Raw genomic sequence first — 19,959 nt, 5'->3', positions numbered from 1 at the left:
ATTCGCTCCGTTATTGAATAACGCTGACGTCGACGCCCGCGGGCACCGCCTGCGGCAGATAGGCGTAGCCGGTGAACGCGCGTAGATGGCCGCTCGAGAACACCACGAGATCACTGTTCGAGACCGCGAGCGGCGCGCCGCGCCGCGCCACGCTGGCGGCGACGTAGGCATCGAAGGACGCGCCGAGCATCGCCTTCAGATCGGGCAGCGTCGGGCCATCCCACGCGACGCCGAACACGATGCCGTTGGCCGCCACGTATTCGCGCACCTGGGTGCCGGACGGCAGCGTCAGCGCATACACCGAATACGCGCCCTGTGCGCTGGCCGCGCGAGCAACCGCATGCAGGCGCGTCCGATCGCCGTCGACGGTGCTGGCGTTCTGGCCGAGCGTCGCGTGCGCGCCGAACGGCAACGCGCAGCTTGCCCCGAGCATTGCGCAGGCAATGCGGGTGAGAAGCATCGGTTTCAAGAGATTTCCTTCGAGGTGAAACGCCGCGACCTGCATGTAGCCGATCACAAACGCGAGACTAGGGGCGCACACCTGACCGGCAAAGCCGGTTGCCTTCACGCCGGTTTGGCTGCGTGAATGCGTCTACGGAAAGGCGAGGCGAAACTTTAGTCAGGGGAATGGCGCGCGGCAAGCGTTTGCGGCGCGATTGACACTGTTCGGAGTTGTTGAATCGATCGACCGGGTTTGATCAGCGTGGGCAAAAGCCTTTTGGCGACAATGCTTTGACGCTTATTCGGTTTCCGTCTGACATTCAGAACTGACCGACTGCGGAAATTGCGGCCGTCACGCTCAAAAGTTGCGAACCTGAGCAGCGCTTGTTCATCGATGTAAGCGTCTGCCGAATAACGAGCGGGCGGAGTCCGCATTCCTCTGACTACATGAGGCTTGCAACGCAAATCCCGACGGGCAAAAAAAGCGGAGGGCCTGGCGGCCCTCCGCGTCATAGATCGTCCGGAACTCGCGGCGTGCGCTACTTCTTCTGTTGCTGAAGAAGCGACTTCAACTCCTGCACGTTCTCCTCGACGCGTTTCGCGATCACCCCATACGACTCCGCCTGGGTCTGATACGCGGCTTGTGCGAGCTGTTGCATGTCGGCGAGCGATTTGTGCAGGCTCTGCTGGATCAGCTCCGCGGTTTTGCTCGACGGCGCGGCGCCGGCCGCCGTGAGCTGTGCAGTCAACGCCTGTAGCTCGCCCAGCGTGGTGCGCAGCATGTCGGCCTGTTTCTGCGCGAGCGACTGCATCCCCTGGAATGCTGTCTGATTCGCCTGAACCAGCGCTTCCATGTCCTTTCGGCGCGCTTCCATGATGGCGGGCACGTCGAATCCGGGGAGCTTGAACTGCTCCAGCATTTTGGTTAGATCGCCAAACGGATTGGCTGCATCGGGTCGGTCCATGCGAAATCCTCCTTGCGGTTGAAGACTCATCGCCTCTGCGTCGCCCACACCAGGCGCGACGCCGATGCCGGCGGCTGCGTGTGCCGCGCGTGCCGCCACAGCAAGGTGCTTTTGGGGTCGCACGGCACATCGGAGCAATCATGCGCTATCCGGCTGGGTTGCGCCAGCGGACTCACCCTGGCGAAAACCGGTGCACGGCAACGTGCGTCGCTTCGGGGTCTGCGCCGCAGAACCGCGCGCCGCTATGCCGCGCGCCGCGAAAGGCTCGGAAAGTTACTGAATGGCTTTCGTAACCCGACGAATCAGCGGGTCGACTATCGTTGCGAGGAGCCGGTCCATCGTGGCGCCGGCGCTGTTTTCGATGGGAGCGACATCATGAGAAACGCATTCTTCGGCGCGGCCGTGGCCGCGGTTCTTGGCATCATCGCGACGGCCGCGCTCGCCGACGACGGCATGCCGCCGCCCCCGCCCGCCGCCATGCACGACGGCGGCCCGCGCGGCGACGGGCCGCCGGGGCATGGTCCGATGATGGGTCACCCGAGCCCAGCTTTCGCGGTGATCAATGATCTCGAACAACTGCGCCGTCTGTACGCGCTAAACGGTCATGAAGGCGAGATCGTCGCCGTCTACCACGACGTGCTGAACAAGACCCAGGACCCGATGCTGCGTCACTACGTGTACGACTCGCTCGCGCGCGAGCAGCTGAAGCCCGCCAATCCCGAGCAGGCGATCGCGACGCTACGCACGAGTCTCGCCGAAGATCTCGTGGCGGCGAACAAGGCGCCGCATGGTACGCCGCCGGGTCAGCCAGCGGCACAACCGCAATAAATTTTCATCGCGAATTGCGAATAAAGCGCCGCGCCACGCGGCGCTTTTTATTTGCGCCGGAGCATGCGAGCGCGTTCGAGCGACCGCTCCCTCGCCGCATCTCGTCCGTGCGCTCCCGCAGCCCCGCCCCGCGCGGCTTTCCGGGACTACGTTGCCTGTCCCACATTGGCGCTTCACTGATGCTTTTCATCTTCCGTCAGGTGATTACGATAGGAGCTCCGCAACGTCAGGGCAGGGTGAAGGAATGCGCTATCCGATGGACATGGCCATTGCCGCCGCCCTGCTAGTGTTCGTCCTGTGCTGCATCGTCAAGCTCGCTTTGAGCTGATCGGCGGCTCGACGTCCGCACGCTCTTCTTCGTCTCGCCGTGACATCGCTCGAAATAATTGTTGAATGGAGTTCGGCGAGCCGCTCACCCATACTTCGTTCGCTGCCGGTGCGTGACGAATCACAGACGCATGAGATCGAAAGGCTTCACGTGCGAATCCCTTCGCCGATGATCGACGATCCCACGGTTGCCCGATCATCGGCGATGGACTCGAACAGACTGGCACCGCGTGCCGACCACAGGATCATCATGTTGACTTCAGTGAACTTCATCAAAAAGAACGCCGCCCGTTTCACCTGCATGGCACTCGTGTGCGGCGGAGCGCTGCTGAGCGGCTGCGCCGGCGCCAGCGTCACGAATCTGAGCGCGACGAGCACGTCCGCGACGGCCGACGCAGGCACGCAATCGACGATGCATCCGGACACGATCTACGTCTACACGTTCGATGCCGATCCGCAGCAGGTCAAGCTCGACAACGGCGGCATGCTGCAAAAACTGAAGATGCAGATGTCGGGCTCGTCGGACGCGCAGAAGCAGGTTGCCGATGCCGCCCAGGTGCGCGAGCAGGTCGCCGACGAGATCGTCCATCAGCTGCAGGCGATGGGTCTGCACGCGGTGCGCACCGACGCGCCGGTGCCCGCCGGCCAGAACGTGCTGCTCGTGCAAGGCAGCTTCGAGACGATCGACGCCGGCAATCGCCGCCGCCGCACGCTGATCGGCTTGGGCGCGGGCAAGAGCGAGGTGAGCAGCGCGGTGCGGATCGTCTACCAGCCCGCGGGCGGCACGCCGCGTGTCGTGCGGAGCTTCACGGCCAACGCGGACAGCGGCAAGATGCCCGGCATGGTCGAAACCGCCGGGGTCGGCGCGGCGGCCGGCACCGTCGCGACCGCGGCAGCGGCCGGCGCGGGCCTGCACGGCGTGACCGAAACGAAGCGCGCGGGCGTGTCGGACGATGCAAAGCGCCTCGCCGATGCAGTCGCGAAACAGATCGCGCAGTTCGGCGTGCAAGCCGGCTGGATGCAGACCGCGCGAAAGAGCTGAGCAGTTGAGCGCGGCGGGTTGCGGGTCCGACTAAAGAGCGCGGTTGAAAAGCGCGGCGGTGTGGAGCGATGTCCACGCCGCCGCGTTTTTTTTTCGACGCGCCCCCCCTCGCTAGCTGCGCCACAACCCTCGCAGCAGTGCGAGCAGCGTGGCCGGCGCCGTGCCCTTCTGGCAATAACCGTCGAAGTTGTGGCGCTCGCGGCCAGTTTGCCTCACGTGGTCCTCGTCCAGCGACGTAAACGCGACGATGCCCAGACTGTGCGTCGGCAGGTAGCGGCGCAGCGCGCTCGCCGTTTCGTAGCCGTCGCGCTCCGGCATCATGATGTCGAGCACGACGACGTCGGGCACCCAGTTGCGCACGCAGTGCAGCGCCGCGGTGCAGCCAGTCGCGGCGCGCGCCTCGACGCCCTCGTAGGAAAGCCAGGTGGCAAGCGCTTCGGCGGCGCTCTCGTTGTCGTCGATGACGAGCACGCGCGGCACGTCGTGCAATAGCTGGACCTCTCGGGCGCTCCACCTCTGGCAGGTAGTCGGATTTCGTGGCATGTATGGCGGCCTGCGAGTAAACCTTTGGGTGGGTAGCAAGCGCTGTACCGCGGCTGCGGCGGCGTCAAACCCGCGCGTCGCGGCCGCTCGACGTCATCGAAAACATCCACTTTTGCCATCAGTTCTGTAAATCGTTGCGTTTCCACAATAGGAATGATTCCTATTTGCACTATAATTCCGCCGAACCTTTCGTTCCGCGCTCGGACCGCTTACATAAACGGCATCATCCGCGCGTGCAACCAGGAAAAATGCCGCCCGGATTCCAACTAGCGCCCCGTGACGGAAGATCGACGACCACGCCTACTTTCCAATTCATGTCCGTTTCACGCTGGAATCGCCCGCAGGCCACGCCTGCTCAAGCCACTCTGCATCGCGCCACCATCCTTGCCGCCATTGCCGTCGCTTTCAGTGTCCCGGCCAGCGCGTTCGCTCAATCCACCGACTCCGCCCCCGCCGCCGACGGCACGCTGCCCGCCATCAAGGTTCAGGCGGCCGCCGTCGAAGAGTTGCCCGGCGACCTGTCGCCGACATACGCGGGCGGCCAGGTCGCGCGCGGCGCCGACTACGGTGTGCTCGGCAAGCAGCGCAACATCGACATGCCGTTCAGCATGACGACCTACACGGCCAAGCTGATCAAGGATCAGCAGGCGCGCACGCTCGCCGACGTGGTCGAAAACGACCCGTCGGTGCGAACCGCGTACGGCTACGGCAACTTCTCGGAAGTGTTCGTGATTCGCGGCTTCCAGCTCAATGCCGACGACATCTCGATCAACGGTCTGTACGGCGTTACGCCGCGCCAGTTGGTCTCGACCGCGGCGCTCGAGCAGGTCGACGTGTTCAAGGGCGCCAACGCGTTCCTGAACGGTGCTTCGCCGACGGGCTCGGCGATCGGCGGCGGCGTGAACGTGCAACTGAAGAGAGCGGAGGACACGCCGACCACCAACGTGACACTCGCAACCAGCGGCTCCGGCGAGTTCGGCGCGCAGGTGGACGTCGGCCGACGCTTCGGCAGCGAAGGCCAGTTCGGGATCCGCGTGAACCAGGCGAATCGTGACGGCGAGACTAGCATCGACGGCGAACACCGCCGCGACAACACCACGGCCGTCGCGCTCGACTGGCGCGGCGACAAGCTGCGTCTGTCCGGCGACTTCCTGTATCAGCGCGAGCACGTCAGCGACGGCCGCCCGGTCGTCTACTTCAGCGACGCGATTCCCGCCGTGCCGCCGGCAACGTACAACTACGCGCAGAACTGGTCGTACACGAACCTCGAAGACACCGTCGGCATCCTGAAGGCCGAATACGACTTCCTGCCGGGCTGGACCGCTTATGCGACCGGTGGTGTGCGCCGCACGGTCGAGCAAGGTGAGTACTACTCGCCGACCTATTCGTTGACCGGCGTCACCGGTGCCCGTCTCGGCGTGCCGTACGACCAGAATTCGAGCTCCGCCGAAGTCGGCGTGCGCGGCCGCTTCGACACTGGCCCGGTGTCGCATAGGGTTGCGGCGGGCGGCGCCATCACGAGCGAGAACACCAACTCCGCGTGGACCTACGCCTTCATGGGCCCGGTCTCGCTCTACAACACGGTGCAGACGCCTTACCCGGCCACGACGATGTCAGGCGGCAACCTGGCCGATCCGGGCATGACGGCCACCACGGTGATCCGCAGCGTGTCCGCGTCCGACACGCTCGGCTTCCTGCATGACCGGGTGCTGTTCACGGTCGGCGCGCGTCGCCAACAGATCGCGACGGCCAACTACGACAACACGGGCATCGGCAGCGGCAACTACAGCGACGGCATCACGACGCCGCTGTTCAGCGTCGTTCTGCGCCCGACGCAGAACGTGTCGATCTTCGCGAACCGCAGCGAAGCGCTGGCAGCGGGCAGCATCGCGCCGGCGGGCACGCTGAACTACGGTCAACAACTGGCGCCGGTCCGCACGAAGCAGTGGGAAGTGGGTGTCAAGTACGACACCGAAAGGCTCGGTGCGTCGTTTGCCGCTTTCCAGATCGAACAGCCGTCGGCGTTCACCGACCCGGCCACGCATATCTATGGCCTGAACGGCAACGAGCGCCATCGCGGTCTCGAAGCCGAAGTGCACGGCGAGCCGCTCAAGGGCCTGCGCCTGCTGGCCGGCGCTTCGCTGATGGACGCGACGCTCGAGAACACACAAGGCGGAACCTACGACGGCAACCGTCCGGTGGGCGTGCCGACTTTCCTGTTCAACCTGGGCGCCGATTACGACATTCCGATGGTGCCGGGGCTCGCGGTCAACGCGCGCTGGATCCATACCGGCGCGCAGGAAGCGAACGTGGCCAACACGCTGTCGATCCCGTCGTGGAACCGCTTCGACCTGGGGGCGCGTTACGAGACGTCCATCTACGGCAAGAGGACGACGTTGCGCGCCACCGTGCAGAACGTGACGAACAAGGCATACTGGTCAGCCGTGTCGGCCTACGGCGCGACGACGTACCTGACCCAGGGCGCACCGCGTACGTTCCTGTTGTCGGTCAGCACCGACTTCTGATTGTCTGACGTGATGTCGGTCGCCTGTGCCAGCGGCTTGCATGCATGACTAAAACGCTGCCAGGCTTTCGGGCTGGCAGCGTTTTAGTGTTCACGCGCGAACTGAACGGCGTAGCGCCGCCCCTCGTCACTCGACCGGCGGCTCGCCTTCGGGTTTTTTCTTCGGCCGCTGCGCATCGGCGGCGCGCTGCGGCAGCTTGCTCTTTTGTTATCGCTGTGCCTGACGGGCTGAGGATGATTGAACTGTTCGTCGACGTCTTTCATGGTGTGCCTCCGTGCCAACGCAACACAACTCAACACACAACACAACGCTCATGAATGTTCGGCGGACCGCGCGGTCTCGCCCGTGCCTGCGGCTGCGGCCGGCGCATCGGTTGCCGCGCCCATCGTCACCAGCACGCTGCACGTCACGCGATCGAGCAGCAGCCCGTCGTGCCGACCACCCCACCATCGCGCGAGTCCGTGACTGCGACGATGACCGACGACGACCAGATCGGCCTTCAGATCGTTAGCGAAAAACGGAATCTCATCGAGTGGTTCGCCGATCGCGAGATGACCGGTCGCGCGAATTCCGCGTGCGGCGAGCTTCTGTAAGCCCTCGTCGAGCAGCGTTTTGGCGGATTCGTTAATGAAATCGACCGGCACCGCGGACGTGATGTCCGCGCCCTGCATCCACGCCGTGTTGTTGAGCACGGAAAGCAGGTGCACTTCAGCGTTCAGGTCTTGCGCGAGAGCGGCACCGTCCTTCAACGCGTGTTGTCCTTCGCGAGTTCCGTCGTAGCAGAGAAGAATGCGCTTGAAGCTCGACATGAGAACCTCCTTGCGCCGTGCGTGATCAATTAATTATATGTCAGTTCGTGACATATACCGCGCGACACCGATGCATGCAAATACCTACAGAAACGCCGTCAAACAGGCACTACTCGCGAGTTTCGGCGGCCACCGAATCCCCGCCCTGAAATAGCGGTTGCCCGGCGCCGGCGATCAGGAACACCGCGCTACGACTTAGGCCACAGAAAGAAAACATGAGCAGCGTTTGCCGCGGGATCGACGGGTAAACCATAGCCATGCGACCGAGCGGTCCATGCCTCGTGCGGCGAACCGTTCGGCCATTTCACGAGCACCACCGCTCCGCTGGACAACTGGTCGACAACGGTGCCGCCATACACGCCGATCACACTGCTTCGCACCCCCGTGCCGCACGATGCGGTGCAGGAGCCGCACACCGGCTGCGGGTACCGGCCGGTCTGCTGCGCGGGTGAGAACGCATAGGCAGGCGGAACGGCGCAAACCGAAATAAGGACGATTGCGAAACGTCGACGCGACGCAAGTTGTTTCATCGCGATTCCCTCGACGAACTACAGCCCCCAGATGATGTCCGCGTCCGAGTCGCGCGCCGCACGCATCATGTCCAGAAACGGCCACGCGCGCTGCGACAGCCGGTTGCGCGACTCGCGTTGATTACTGGTTGAGCAGTGCAATGCTTCGAGGGTCGTTTCCGCAGCCGCGTCTTCGGTGATGGCGGTTTCGAGCCGATCGATCGCGCGGGGCAGCTCGTCGTGGCTGATAACGCCCCGCGCGGCGAGCCGCTTGCCGATCAGACCAAGCAGATATTGTGCGAGATCCCTGAGCATGACGACATCCGGCGACGCCGTCGATTGAAACGTGATCATCATGATGGCTCCTTTATCGGTCTATCAGGCAACGGGCCAACGAGTCCTCCCAATCCGCCTTCTCTCATTTTATATCACGACGTGACAAACAAGGAACGCACCGAGGGGTGATTTAGGGCCATGCTGAAGCACGTCGGCTGTGTTCTCGACTGTCTGCGAGATGCGACAGATTCCGCGCGCCGCGTGGGGGGCGGAGAACTTTTATATCATATTGACATATAATCATGACCAGACTGTATTCGCGTTGCCAGGGTTTCCCCGGTAATGTCGGGCCCGGCATCATCGACTACTTTCCGCTCCTATCTTGTCCCGCTCTCCTGCTCTCGGCTGGCTTGCCAGCTTTCTCCCTGCACCGGTCACCGTGAAATGGCACGAGCGTGCGCGTTCGTGCCTCGGCGCGCTGCTCGGCATCGCGTTCACCGGCGGTCTGATGTATCTGCTGCTCGGCCCCGTCGCGAATATTCCGCTGCTCGTCGCGCCGATGGGCGCTTCCGCCGTGTTGCTGTTCGCGGTGCCCGCGAGCCCGCTCGCGCAGCCGTGGTCGATCATCGGCGGCAACCTCGTGTCCGCGACGGTCGGCGTAACCTGCGCGATGCTGATCGGCGATCCGACGCTGGCGGCCGCCCTCGCGGTGGCGCTGTCGATCTCCGGCATGTTCGCGCTGCGCTGCGTGCACCCGCCGTCGGGCGCGGTCGCGTTGACCGCGGTGCTGGGCGGCCCGGTCATTCATGCGCTCGGCTACCGCTTCGTGCTCGAACCGATCGCGATCCAGTCGGCCGCGCTGCTGTTCGCGGCGCTCGTCTATCACGCGGCAACCGGCCACCGTTATCCGCATGCGGGACGCCAGGACCGCGCGACGCCGAGCCAGGCCGCCGACGAAGCCGCGCGCGTCGGCTTCACGCGCGAAGACGTCAAAGCCGTGCTCGGACGCCGTGACGAACTGCTCGACATCGACACCGACGATCTCTATTCGCTGCTGCGCGAAACGCAGCTTCAGGCGTTCTCGCGCAGCTTCAACGAACTGCGCTGCGAAGACGTGATGTCGCGCCAGGTCGTGTCGGTATCGCCGGGCACGCGCGCCGCCGCCGCATGGCAGTTGTTCAAGCGCCACAACGTGAAGGCGCTGCCGGTCGTCGACGCCGCGCAGAAACTGCTGGGCATCGTCACGCGCGCCGATTTCGTCGACAGAAGAAGCTTCGGTGCGCTCGGTCCGATCCTGAACTACTTCGACGGCTGGCTGCGCGGCGATGCGCTTCGCACGTCGAACGTCGGCAGCGTGATGACCACCGAGGTCTGCAGCGTCGCCGCCACCGATCCGATCACGGAACTGGTGCCGATGTTCGCGAACTTCGGCCATCACCACATCCCGGTGCTCGATCGCGCGGGCCGCGTGGTCGGCATCATCACGCAGGTGGACCTGATCTCCGGCCTGTATCGGCAAACCGCCACCCGAGCCCGCGAGGCGGCCTGATTTTCAACTAAAAGACCGAGGAGACCTGCCGCGCGATGCCGTTTCGACGGCCGCAATTCGCCCAAGTACATCATGACGTGATATATTTTCGGTTTTCTTCGCATTGGCGGATTTGGCATGAAAGTACGGACTCGCAAGCTCGTTAAGAGCGATTTCGAGCAGTTGTCGCAGTTTCGCTATCAGATGCGGCGCTTCGAGCGCTTCTCGGAGCAGGCCGCGCAAAGCGAGGGCATCACGCCGTTGCAATACCTGTTGTTGCTGCACATCAAGGGCTATCCGGAGCGCGACTGGGCGACCGTCGGCGAACTCGCGGAGCGTCTGCAGGCGCAACATCACGGCGTCGTCGCGCTGGTATCGCGCTGCGAGGCACTGAATCTCGTGCGCCGCCAGGTCAGCGAGACCGATCGCCGCCAGGTTGAAGTACACATCGAAAGAGCGGGAGAACGGGTACTCGAACGGCTTGCGGAACTGCATCGCGCCGAATTGAGATCGCTCGAAGGCTCCTTCCAGGTTCCACGGATCGACCTCGACTAACCATGAGCATGGATTCCCACAAACGCGACTTCTCGGCGAATGCACGGCTGCCCGGCATCTTCGCGCTCGCCGCAGGCATCGGCTTCGTCAGCACGATTGCCGCCTTTATTCTGCTGAACGTGATTCGCCTGTTCACCAATCTGTTTTTCTTCGGCACGCTGTCGTTCGTCGACCGCTCGCCCGCCACCAATACGCTTGGCATTTGGGTGATCGGCGTGCCGGTGATCGGTGGTTTGATCGTCGGGCTGATGGCTCGCTTCGGCTCCGAAAAGATTCGCGGCCACGGCATTCCCGAGGCGATCGAGGCGATCCTGTTCGGCAAGAGCAAGATGTCGCCGAAAGTGGCGGTGCTCAAGCCGTTGTCGTCAGGCATCGTGATCGGCAGCGGCGGGCCGTTCGGCGCGGAAGGCCCGATCATCATGACCGGCGGCGCGCTCGGCTCGCTGATCGCGCAGTGCGTGAAGGTCACGGCGGCGGAACGCAAGACGCTGCTCGTAGCGGGCGCGGCGGCCGGCATGACCGCGGTGTTCGGCACGCCGCTCGCGGCCGTGCTGCTCGCGGTCGAACTGCTGCTGTTCGAATGGCGGCCGCGCAGCTTCCTGCCAGTCGCGGTGGCGTGCGCGGTCGCTGGCTTCGCCCGCGTGATTTTCTTCGGTACAGGTCCGCTGTTTCCGCTACAGACTGCCGCGCCCGATGGCTGGTCGCTGCTGTCGTGCGCGGTCGCGGGCGGGTTGTCGGGCGCGCTGGCGTCCGGCCTGTCCGCCGCGCTCTACAAGGTGGAAGACCTGTTCGGCAAGCTGCCGATCCACTGGATGTGGTGGCCAGCGCTCGGCGGCATCGTCGTCGGTATCGGCGGCTGGCTCGAACCGCGCGCGCTCGGCGTCGGTTACGACGTGATCGGCGATCTGCTGCATCAGCACATTGCGGTGCAGGTCGCCCTTTTGCTGCTCGCCGTGAAGGCGGTGATGTGGGTCATCGCGCTCGGCTCGGGCACGTCGGGCGGTGTGCTCGCACCGCTCCTGATGCTCGGTGCCGGACTCGGCACGGTGCTCGCGCATTGGCTCCCGGGCAGCGAACCGGCGCTGTGGCCGCTCGTCTGCATGGCCGCGACGCTTGGTGCCACGCTCGGCGCGCCGCTGACGGCCATCGTGTTCGCGTTCGGCCTCACGCACGACGCCAACGCGCTGTTGCCGCTACTGACGGCAACCCTGATCGCGCACGGCTTCTCCACGGTCGTGATGCGGCGCTCGATCATGACCGAGAAAATCGCGCGACGCGGCTATCACATCTATCGCGAGTACGGCGTCGATCCGCTCGAGCGCCACTATGTCGACGAAGTGATGACCGCCTCGGTCGAATCGGTCGATGCCGCCACGACGGTCGGCGCAACGCTGCAGACGCTGTTCGGCGCGAACCAGCTGCGCCGCGCGTATCCGGTGGTGCGCGACGGCGCGGTGATCGGCGTGGCCGACCGCATGTTGCTCGACCGCTTCTGCGCCGAGGACACGGAACGCAAGCGCGCGATGACGCTCGCCGACGTGTTCGCGCAACACAACACCGAGTTTGCCTTGTCATCCGAAACCTGCCGGCTGGTGGCGACGCGGCTCGCCGTGCTCGGGCTCGAACGCCTGCCGGTGGTCGCCGATCGCAACAGCATGCGTCTGGTAGGCATCGTGTCGCGCAGCGATCTGGTCAAGCCGTCGCTCGCGCACTTCGAAGAAGAGCACAAACGGGAACGTTTCCGTCGTATCGGGCCGTCGTTCAGCAAGCGGCGCTTCGCGCCGGTTCGTAAAGCCCGCTAAAAAGACCGCAGCAAAAAATCAAAGGCCGAGCCCCCGTTAGGGCCTCGGCCTTTTTGTTCGCGCATGGAGCTATTTGCCCGCGCCACGCGACTCGACGCAACCCAGCACGAGCGTGTCGCCCGATTTCGCGCCGGGACCCAGCGCCGCAGTGTGGAAGTCCGCATGGTCGCAATGCCATTCGGCGTGGAAGTCGCGTGGGCATGCCATCGTCGTGCCACCTTTGTGCAGGCCGGGCAGCGCGTAATCGCAAGTTTCCCGTCCGTTGCAATGACGCTCGAGCTCACGAGTCAGGTTGCCGCGCGGCGCGCCGCAATTCTCGCCATAGGTGCCCGATACGATCGTAATCGCGCGCATTTGTGCGTCGGCGTTTGCGGACACCATGAATACGCCGCTTGCCAACGCCAGCGCGGCACGAAGAATTCCACTGGGGAAAATCCGTCCGCGCCGCGAAGATTCCATCGGCCTCTTCACTTTGCCCCTCCGTTCCCGCTATAGGCGACGTTCAACCGAAACGCGCCGCCTATAGCCAGGTATAGAGGAAAGAGCAAAAGACTGCCACTAGAAACCATTCCTACGCGCAATAGCGGCCAAAGCCGTTATTCGAGCGCCTTGTCGTTCGGCGTCGCGTAAAGCTGCTTCAGCGAATCGCTCATCGGAAAGTCGAAGCTGATGTTCTTCGGCGGCACCGGCTTGATGAACCATCGGTCGTACATCGTGTGGATTTCCGGTCCTTTCATCACCTGTTCGAGCGTGTCGTCGACGAGCTTTCTGAACTCCGGATCGTCGCGTCGCAACATGAAGCCATACGCTTCCGACGATTGCGGCGTGCCGGTGATGATCCAGTCCGACGGCTTCGCGGTCAGCGTGCGCGTGCCGGCAAGCAACACGTCATCCATCATGTACGCGACGGCGCGGCCGCTTTCTAGCGTGAGACGCCCTTCGCCGTAATCTTTCGCGCTGATGATCTGCATGTTCATCTTCTTGTCCTCGTTCATCTTGCGCAGGATGCGCTCGGACGTCGTGCCCTGATTCGTCACGACCGTCTTGCCCGCGAGATCCGGAAAGTCCTTGATGCCCGAGTCCTTGCGCGTGAGAAGACGCGTCGTCGCGACGAAGAACGTGTCGGCGAACGCCACCTGGCTTTGGCGCGCGACGAGATTGGTCGTCACGCCGCATTCGAGATCGACCGTGCCGTTCTGCACGAGCGGAATGCGATTCTGCGAGGTGACCGGGATGAAGCGCACCTTGAGGTCCGGACGCTTCGTTTTCGCCTTGACCGCATCGATGACCTTGTTGCACAGGTCCTGCGAAAAGCCGACCACCTCGTTGTTCGCGTCGACGTACGAGAACGGCACCGACGTCTCGCGATGGCCAATCGCGATCACGCCGCTTCGCTGGATCTTCGCGAGCGTGGACGTCGCGTCCTGCGCGAACGCGCCCGGACTCGCCAACGTTGCCGCCACGAGCATGGCAACAGTGGACCAATTCATCACTTTCATGGGTATCTCCAATCGTGCGGCAGGTTCCTGATGGATAGCGGGCTGCTGCGCCAGCCGTCTACATATGTTGCCATTAAAAAAATAAATGCAACATATGTTAACTACCGAGTGTTGAAACGCCGCGTGGCGACGCTTTCCGGCCAATCAAGTCATCATCGATCCGTACCGGACATCATTTTCAAAACCGTACAGGTACTGTACCGGCCTCTGTCGCTAGAATGAACCTCACCGTTTTCTGTTGGCGACACCGGAGCCCCCATGTCTTTCGTCACTCTCAGCGCGCTGCCCGCCGGCATCCTGTTCGCGCTCGTCACCTCGATCACGCCCGGTCCGAACAACACGATGCTGCTCGCGTCGGGCGTCAATTTCGGTTTTCGCCGCACGCTGCCCCATCTGTCCGGCATCAGCGTCGGCGTGGTGCTGTTGATGCTGTCGGTCGGCATCGGCCTCGGCGAGGCGTTCGTGCATTTCCCCGTGCTGTACACGGTACTCGAAGTCGTCAGCGTCGCTTATCTGCTGTATCTGGCGTGGAAAATCGGCACGTCGGGCGAACTGAAGCTCAGGAACGGCGAGCGTCGCCCGATGCGCTTTCACGAGGCGATCGCGTTTCAGTGGGTCAATCCGAAGGCGTGGATGATGGTGCTGACCGCCGCGACGACGATTCACCTGAGCAACAGCTTCGGCATGAACGCCGCCGCGATGGCCGCGGTGTTCTATGTGATCGGCTTTCCGTGCATCTGCGTGTGGGCCGGTTTCGGCACCGCGATGCGCGAGGTGCTGTCGAACCCGAAGCGGCTGCGCGTCTTCAACATCGCGATGGCGCTGCTGCTCGTCGCGTCGCTGTATCCGATCGCGCTGAAGCTGATCGGGCACGGCGGCTGAGCTTTCGACGCGCGCCGCCGCGTCTACCACGCCCCCTGCCCGACCCGTTCGATGAAGCGCCACAACGCGTCGTCGCTCGAATACGGCGCGTTGAAGCGGAACCACGCGCTCGGCGCGTCGTCGGGACGGAAGTAGGAGCCGGGTGCGAGCCAGATGCCGTGCGCGAGCGCGGCGGTCGCGACCTCGGCGGCGCGCTCCGCTTCGATCGGCAGACGCGCCAGCATGAAGAGGCCCGCGCGCGGCCGGTGAAACACCTCGAGCCCGAGCGCGTCCAGCCGTTCTTCGAGTGCCATGTGCGCGAGCTTGAGCCGTTCGTTGACCATCTCGACGTGGCGCGCGTAACGCCCTTCCACCAGCACCTTGTCGACGATCCGCTCGATCGTTTCCGACGACGTCAGCCCCACCGCCATCTTCGTGCGCGCGAGTTCGCGCAGCACCGCCTGCTCGGCCACCACATAGCCGCAGCGCAGCGACGGCGTCACCGTCTTCGAAAAGCCGCCGACGTGCAACACGCGCTGCAAGCCTTCCATCGCCGCCAGTAGCGGCGCGCCGGCCGGCGCGAGTTCGCGGCTCACGTCGTCCTCGATCACCCAGATGCGCTCGCGCTCGGCGATCTGCAGCAAGCGGAACGCGGCCGCCATGCCGAAGGTCGCGCCGGTCGGATTCTGGAGCGTGGTGTTGACGAAGATCGCCTTCGGCTTGTGCCGCGCGACCAGCGTTGCGAGAGCGTCCGTATCGACGCCGGCCGGCGTGCGCGGCACGCCATGCACGACCAGCCCGGCGAGCTTCAGGATCTGCAGCAGATTGCAGTAGCCGGGATCTTCGACGATCACCGCATCGCCCGCGCGCAGCAGCGTGCGCACGATCAGATCGAGCCCCTGCGTCGCGCCCTGCGTGAGCAGCACGTTCGCGACGTCGACGGGCAGCCCGCGCCGGTCGAGTTGTTCGGCGATGCGCTCGCGCAGCGGCGCGAAGCCGTACGGATGGCCATAGTCGCCAAGCCGCGCGGCCGGCACCCGGCTCAGCGCGCGCAGCGAGTGCTGCAGGCCGCTCTCGTTGGTCCATTCGCTCGGCAGCCAGCCGCAGCCCGCCTTGATCGGCACCGAGTGATCGGCGAACACGTCGGACAGCAGCCACGTCGCGGTCAGGCTCGGCGGCGTCCAGTCGGCGACGGCCGCCCGCGTGGACGGCGAGCGCGCCGCCACCCGATAGCCGGAGCCGCGCCGCGCGACCACGAGCCCCATCGACACCAGCCGGTTGTACGCCTCGGTCACGGTGAAGGTGCTCAGCGCGTGGCTTTGGGCAAGCTGCCGCACCGACGGCAGCAGCGCGCCCGCGCGCAGCGATTGCGAGTCGATCGCGCGCGCGAAGCTCCGCACGACCTGTTCGACGAGCGTCGGCGCCGCGCGCCGGTCGCGTTGAAGGTCCAGTTCGATCATGTTTCGGGCGAAAAACGAGGGGCAAAAAGACGGACCGCGGACCGCCCGCTTACCGGAACAGTTCGCGCGAATCCACCAGCACAGTTGACACCACACTTGGTCAACTGTTTATGCCGCCATTAAACCGCGAGGGCTACAGTTTGGCTACGCTTAAAGCCCCAACCGACACCACTTCGAGGAGATGCCATGACTTCGCGCCCCGTCATCGACGATCTGTCGTCCTTCTGGATGCCCTTCACCGCCAATCGCCAGTTCAAGGCCGCGCCGCGCCTGCTGGAATCGGCGAAGGGCATGTACTACCGAAGCACCGACGGGCGCGAGATTCTCGACGGTTGCGCCGGGCTGTGGTGCGTGAACGCCGGTCATGGCCGCGATGAAATCGTCGCCGCGATCACGCAGCAGCTGTCGACGCTCGACTTCGCGCCGACCTTTCAGATGGGCCACCCGCTCGCGTTCGAAGCGGCGAAGAAGGTTGCCGAGCTGATGCCGGAAGGGCTCGATCGCATCTTCTTCACGAACTCGGGCTCCGAATCGGTCGACACCGCGCTGAAAATCGCGCTCGCCTACCATCGCGCGCGCGGCGAAGGCCAGCGCACGCGTCTGATCGGCCGCGAGCGCGGCTATCACGGCGTCGGTTTCGGCGGGATTTCGGTCGGTGGTATCGCGCCGAATCGCAAGACGTTTTCGGGGGCGCTGTTGCCGGCGGTCGATCATCTGCCGCACACGCACGACCTCGAACACAACGCGTTCTCGAAGGGCCAGCCCGGATGGGGCGCGCATCTGGCCGAGGAGCTGGAGCGCATCGTCGCGCTGCACGACGCTTCGACGATCGCCGCGGTGATCGTCGAACCGGTGGCCGGCTCGACCGGCGTGCTGGTTCCGCCGCAAGGCTATCTGCAGAAGCTGCGCGAGATCTGCACGAAGCACGGCATCCTGCTGATCTTCGACGAAGTGATCACGGGCTTTGGCCGCCTCGGCAAGGCGACTGCGAGCGAACACTTCGGCGTCACGCCGGACCTGATCACGCTGGCGAAGGCGATCAACAACGCGTCGATTCCGATGGGCGCGGTCGCGGCGAGCCGCACGATCCACGACACGGTCGTGGGTAGCGGCGCGCCGGGCGCGATCGAGCTGTTCCACGGCTACACGTACTCGGCGCATCCGGCGGCTGCCGCGGCCGCGATCGCGACGCTCGATCTGTACCGCCGCGACCAGTTGTTCGAGCGCGCGGCCAGCCTCGCGCCGACGTTCGAAGCCGCCGCGCATGGACTGCGCGGCGCGAAGCACGTGAAGGACGTGCGCAATCTCGGCCTCGTCGCGGGCATCGAGCTCGAATCGCGCGACGGAGCGCCGGGCGCGCGCGCCTACGAGGCGTTCGTCAAATGCTTCGAGGCAGGCGTGCTGATCCGTTTCACCGGCGACATCCTCGCGTTCTCCCCGCCGCTGATCATCGACGAAGAGCAGATCGCGCGGCTCTTCCGCACCGTTGGCGAGGTGCTGGCGACGGTGCAGTAAGAAGGCCCGCAAGCGCGCCACCAGGCGACGACGAAAGAGCGGCGGCACGCGCATGCGTGCGCCGCTCTTTTTTATTGCTGCCGCTTTGCGAGCCGCAAGCTCAGTGATGCGCGCGCGACGCCCGCGTTTGCGCGGCCTTTTTCGCGGCAGCGGAGCGTCCAGCCGCGCCCTTCGTCGCAGCGGCCTTTTTGGCTGCGGCCGAGCGGCTCGCGGCTGGCCGCTTGGCCGCCGCCGACTTCGCCTGCTTCGACATCGCCGCCGACGACGCCCCGGCCTTGCTCTCGCGCTTGAGCACGCTCTCCGACACACGCGAGCGTTTCGCGCTCGACTCCTTGCTCGCACTCTTTTTCGCGGTGCCTTCGTGCTTGCCCGCCGCGCTGTCCTTCTGCGCTTTCTTGCGGGTCGCCTCGCTCGTGGCGCCCTTCTTCGGCGGCTTTAGGTCGACGCCCGCGCGCCGCGCCTCGGACAGCCCGATCGCGATCGCCTGCTTCGGCGAGCGCACGCCGTGCTTGCCGGCGCGGACCTTGTCCACCTGTTCCTTGACGAACTCTCCCGCTTGAGTACTCGCTGATTTGCCGGCGCGTTTATCGGCCGCGGCACGCTTCAAGGTTTTCTGCTCTGGCATGACGGTTCTCCGGTTGTGGGTGAGTCTCTATCATTCAGCAACGAGCGTGCCGGAGCGCCCATCCGCGCCATGCTCCGGCGGCGGTTGCGCGGGGCGGGACTCGCGTGCGTCGGCGGGACGGCGTATGGTGGTGGACATGGGACGGGAGTAAGCGCCGAAGCGCTAACTCAAATCGGCCGCCTTGCATGGAGACAGCCATGAAGATAGTTACGGTTCGCGCTGGCACGCATATCGAGGGCGTGCACTGGATCGCCGAGTACGTCGAAGACGTCCACGAAATTCGCGTGTTCCGCGAGGGGCAGGAAGTGGACGTGCACAACGCGCCGTCCACACTGTTCGGCGATGAAGAAAACGCGGGCTCGAAAAACACCGCCGATCATCGCGCGATGGAAGCGGCGGTGCTCGCTTATCTGAAGCGCTTCGTCACGGAGCACGACGCGGAAGAGTAGGTTTCGCCGGCGGCAAGCGCCGTTTTCAAAGCCGCCCGCTCGTGGCAAAAGCCGTTGCGAACGTGCATTCACCAACACTCGCGCGGCCTTTGCGCGGCAGTCACGACGGACCGCCGCGCGCCACGTCCTCAATCCGCCGGGCGCAGTTTCTTCACCTCGGCGTCCGATGGCTGCACGCTCGCGCCATCCACATAGCGGTACGACGTCATCACACCCTTGCCGTCCTTCACGCCGGTCACCCCGACATACGCGCCCATCGTCGACTGATTGTCCTGCGCGCGGTACATGATCGGGCCGAAGGGCGTCTGCACGTTGAGCCCCTTGAACGCGGCGGCGAGTTTGTCCGGATCGGTCGAACCCGCCTTCTTGATGCCGTCCGCGATCGACATCAGCGCCGAATAGCCGACCACCGAGCCCAGCCGCGGATAGTCGTGATATTTCGCCTGATACGTGTCGACGAACTGCTTGTTCGCGGCCGTATCGATCGAATACCACGGATAGCCGGTCACGATCCAGCCGGTCGGCGCTTCGGCGCCGAGCGGATCGAGGTAGTCGGGCTCGCCGGTCAGCAGCGACACCACCGCGCGATCCTTGAAGAGCCCGCGCGTATTGCCCTCGCGCACGAACTTGCCGAGGTCGGCGCCGAACAGCACGTTGAAGATCGCGTCGGGCTTCGCGTCGGCGATCGCCTGGGTCACGGCGCCCGCGTCGACGTTGCCGAGCGGCGTCGCCTGTTCGACGACGAACTGCACGTCCGGCTGCGCGGCCGTCAGCAGCTTCTTGAAGGTCGCCACCGCCGATTGCCCGTACTCGTAGTTCGGATACACGATCGCCCAGCGCTTCTTCTTCAGCTTCGCGGCCTCGGGCACCAGCATCGCGACCTGCATGTAGGTCGAAGGACGCAGACGGTACGTGTATTTGTTGCCATCGGCCCAGACGATCTTGTCGGTCAGCGGTTCGGCCGCGAGGAAGAAGATCTTCTTCTGCTTCGCGAAGTCGGCGAGCGCGAGGCCGGTATTCGACAGGAAGCCGCCGAACAGCACCTGCACCTGCTCACGCGCGATCAGTTCCTGGGCGACGCGGATCGTGTCGCCGGGGTTGCCGTTGTCGTCGCGCGAAATAACCTCGAGCTGCTTGCCGAGCACGCCACCCGCCGCGTTCACCTGCTCGAGTGCGAGATTCCAGCCTTGCTTGTAAGGCCCGAGAAAGGCGGGCTGCGCCTTGTAGCTATTGATCTCACCGATCTTGATGGTCTGCTGTGCGCTCGCGCCGAGCGCGGCAAACGAGCACACGGTCGACACCGTGAGGCGAGAGATCCATCCTGCGCGCGTGGTCATGCGTTTCTCCGTTATCAGAAGGAATGGTGGTTTTAGTCAGACATGCGAACGTGCGGACGTGCA

Annotated in this window: 21 protein-coding genes; 9 read left to right on the top strand and 12 right to left on the bottom strand. The window is 64.6% G+C overall.

Annotated elements, in window-relative coordinates; all coding sequences use genetic code 11:
- Positions 1 to 10: 10 nt before the first annotated feature.
- Both HDG37_RS10030 and phaP read right to left on the bottom strand, forming a co-directional pair.
- Positions 11 to 460: a DUF2844 domain-containing protein gene (locus HDG37_RS10030; protein ID WP_184046737.1), complete on the bottom strand. Its 450-nt coding sequence runs from the start codon at positions 458 to 460 to the stop codon at positions 11 to 13.
- Between the two features lie 520 nt (positions 461 to 980).
- A complete protein-coding gene (phaP, locus tag HDG37_RS10025) occupies positions 981 to 1,406 on the bottom strand; it encodes a phasin family protein (RefSeq protein ID WP_184046565.1) in 426 nt (141 codons plus the stop codon).
- Between the two features lie 375 nt (positions 1,407 to 1,781).
- Between phaP and HDG37_RS10020 the strand changes: the two genes are divergently transcribed.
- Complete coding sequence (locus tag HDG37_RS10020; RefSeq protein WP_184046564.1) at positions 1,782 to 2,234, top strand: hypothetical protein; 453 nt, start codon at positions 1,782 to 1,784, stop codon at positions 2,232 to 2,234.
- A 577-nt stretch (positions 2,235 to 2,811) separates the two neighbouring features.
- Entirely contained in the window at positions 2,812 to 3,603 is a 792-nt protein-coding gene (locus tag HDG37_RS10015) for a DUF4410 domain-containing protein (RefSeq protein WP_184046562.1), read from the top strand.
- Positions 3,604 to 3,714: 111 nt separating this feature from the next.
- Here HDG37_RS10015 and HDG37_RS10010 read toward each other — a convergent pair whose 3' ends face one another.
- Positions 3,715 to 4,146 carry a response regulator gene (locus tag HDG37_RS10010; protein ID WP_184046560.1) on the bottom strand — a complete coding sequence of 144 codons (432 nt, stop codon included), beginning with the start codon at positions 4,144 to 4,146 and terminating at the stop codon, positions 3,715 to 3,717.
- 314 nt (positions 4,147 to 4,460) lie between these two features.
- Between HDG37_RS10010 and HDG37_RS10005 the strand changes: the two genes are divergently transcribed.
- Positions 4,461 to 6,671, top strand: a complete 2,211-nt coding sequence (locus HDG37_RS10005; RefSeq protein ID WP_184046558.1) for a TonB-dependent siderophore receptor — start codon at positions 4,461 to 4,463, stop codon at positions 6,669 to 6,671.
- Positions 6,672 to 6,754: 83 nt separating this feature from the next.
- On the opposite strand, the gene HDG37_RS10000 is transcribed toward HDG37_RS10005, so the two are convergent.
- The 4 genes from HDG37_RS10000 to HDG37_RS09985 all read right to left on the bottom strand — a co-directional run bounded on the left by HDG37_RS10000 (position 6,755) and on the right by HDG37_RS09985 (position 8,346).
- On the bottom strand, positions 6,755 to 6,934 hold the full coding sequence (locus HDG37_RS10000; protein ID WP_184046748.1) for a hypothetical protein: 180 nt from the start codon (positions 6,932 to 6,934) through the stop codon (positions 6,755 to 6,757).
- A 48-nt stretch (positions 6,935 to 6,982) separates the two neighbouring features.
- Positions 6,983 to 7,480 carry a universal stress protein gene (locus HDG37_RS09995; RefSeq protein ID WP_184046556.1) on the bottom strand — a complete coding sequence of 166 codons (498 nt, stop codon included), beginning with the start codon at positions 7,478 to 7,480 and terminating at the stop codon, positions 6,983 to 6,985.
- A 188-nt stretch (positions 7,481 to 7,668) separates the two neighbouring features.
- Positions 7,669 to 8,010, bottom strand: coding sequence for a hypothetical protein (locus tag HDG37_RS09990; RefSeq protein ID WP_184046554.1), 342 nt, complete (start codon positions 8,008 to 8,010; stop codon positions 7,669 to 7,671).
- A gap of 18 nt (positions 8,011 to 8,028) precedes the next feature.
- Positions 8,029 to 8,346 carry a DUF1840 domain-containing protein gene (locus tag HDG37_RS09985; RefSeq protein WP_184046552.1) on the bottom strand — a complete coding sequence of 106 codons (318 nt, stop codon included), beginning with the start codon at positions 8,344 to 8,346 and terminating at the stop codon, positions 8,029 to 8,031.
- 301 nt (positions 8,347 to 8,647) lie between these two features.
- Here HDG37_RS09985 and HDG37_RS09980 point away from each other — a divergent pair, with 301 nt between their 5' ends.
- The 3 genes from HDG37_RS09980 (at position 8,648) to HDG37_RS09970 (ending at position 12,150) form a co-directional block, all read left to right on the top strand.
- Complete coding sequence (locus HDG37_RS09980) at positions 8,648 to 9,814, top strand: HPP family protein (RefSeq protein WP_184046550.1); 1,167 nt, start codon at positions 8,648 to 8,650, stop codon at positions 9,812 to 9,814.
- A 117-nt stretch (positions 9,815 to 9,931) separates the two neighbouring features.
- Positions 9,932 to 10,348, top strand: coding sequence for a MarR family winged helix-turn-helix transcriptional regulator (locus tag HDG37_RS09975; RefSeq protein WP_184007094.1), 417 nt, complete (start codon positions 9,932 to 9,934; stop codon positions 10,346 to 10,348).
- Positions 10,349 to 10,350: 2 nt separating this feature from the next.
- Complete coding sequence (locus HDG37_RS09970) at positions 10,351 to 12,150, top strand: chloride channel protein (RefSeq protein ID WP_184046548.1); 1,800 nt, start codon at positions 10,351 to 10,353, stop codon at positions 12,148 to 12,150.
- 69 nt (positions 12,151 to 12,219) lie between these two features.
- Here HDG37_RS09970 and HDG37_RS09965 read toward each other — a convergent pair whose 3' ends face one another.
- Positions 12,220 to 12,531, bottom strand: a complete 312-nt coding sequence (locus HDG37_RS09965; protein ID WP_260330386.1) for a hypothetical protein — start codon at positions 12,529 to 12,531, stop codon at positions 12,220 to 12,222.
- A gap of 215 nt (positions 12,532 to 12,746) precedes the next feature.
- Complete coding sequence (locus tag HDG37_RS09960; protein WP_184025029.1) at positions 12,747 to 13,649, bottom strand: glutamate/aspartate ABC transporter substrate-binding protein; 903 nt, start codon at positions 13,647 to 13,649, stop codon at positions 12,747 to 12,749.
- A 258-nt stretch (positions 13,650 to 13,907) separates the two neighbouring features.
- Here HDG37_RS09960 and HDG37_RS09955 point away from each other — a divergent pair, with 258 nt between their 5' ends.
- Positions 13,908 to 14,531, top strand: a complete 624-nt coding sequence (locus tag HDG37_RS09955) for a LysE family translocator (protein ID WP_184046544.1) — start codon at positions 13,908 to 13,910, stop codon at positions 14,529 to 14,531.
- A gap of 23 nt (positions 14,532 to 14,554) precedes the next feature.
- Here the strand turns inward: HDG37_RS09955 and HDG37_RS09950 are convergent, their stop codons facing one another.
- Positions 14,555 to 15,970 carry a PLP-dependent aminotransferase family protein gene (locus tag HDG37_RS09950; protein ID WP_184046542.1) on the bottom strand — a complete coding sequence of 472 codons (1,416 nt, stop codon included), beginning with the start codon at positions 15,968 to 15,970 and terminating at the stop codon, positions 14,555 to 14,557.
- Positions 15,971 to 16,156: 186 nt separating this feature from the next.
- Here HDG37_RS09950 and HDG37_RS09945 point away from each other — a divergent pair, with 186 nt between their 5' ends.
- Positions 16,157 to 17,485 (top strand): aspartate aminotransferase family protein, encoded by a 1,329-nt coding sequence (locus HDG37_RS09945; RefSeq protein WP_184046540.1) that lies wholly within the window; start codon positions 16,157 to 16,159, stop codon positions 17,483 to 17,485.
- Positions 17,486 to 17,585: 100 nt separating this feature from the next.
- On the opposite strand, the gene HDG37_RS09940 is transcribed toward HDG37_RS09945, so the two are convergent.
- Positions 17,586 to 18,110, bottom strand: a complete 525-nt coding sequence (locus tag HDG37_RS09940; protein ID WP_184046538.1) for a DUF6496 domain-containing protein — start codon at positions 18,108 to 18,110, stop codon at positions 17,586 to 17,588.
- A gap of 197 nt (positions 18,111 to 18,307) precedes the next feature.
- Here HDG37_RS09940 and HDG37_RS09935 point away from each other — a divergent pair, with 197 nt between their 5' ends.
- Positions 18,308 to 18,559 (top strand): hypothetical protein, encoded by a 252-nt coding sequence (locus HDG37_RS09935; protein WP_018423554.1) that lies wholly within the window; start codon positions 18,308 to 18,310, stop codon positions 18,557 to 18,559.
- A gap of 128 nt (positions 18,560 to 18,687) precedes the next feature.
- Here HDG37_RS09935 and HDG37_RS09930 read toward each other — a convergent pair whose 3' ends face one another.
- Positions 18,688 to 19,896: an ABC transporter substrate-binding protein gene (locus HDG37_RS09930; RefSeq protein WP_184046536.1), complete on the bottom strand. Its 1,209-nt coding sequence runs from the start codon at positions 19,894 to 19,896 to the stop codon at positions 18,688 to 18,690.
- Positions 19,897 to 19,959 lie beyond the last annotated feature (63 nt).

This window comes from Paraburkholderia sp. MM5384-R2 (assembly GCF_014201025.1).
Lineage (GTDB): Bacteria > Pseudomonadota > Gammaproteobacteria > Burkholderiales > Burkholderiaceae > Paraburkholderia > Paraburkholderia tuberum.
Note: the sequence above shows the minus strand (reverse complement) of the source record. Positions and strands in the feature narration are given on the sequence as shown.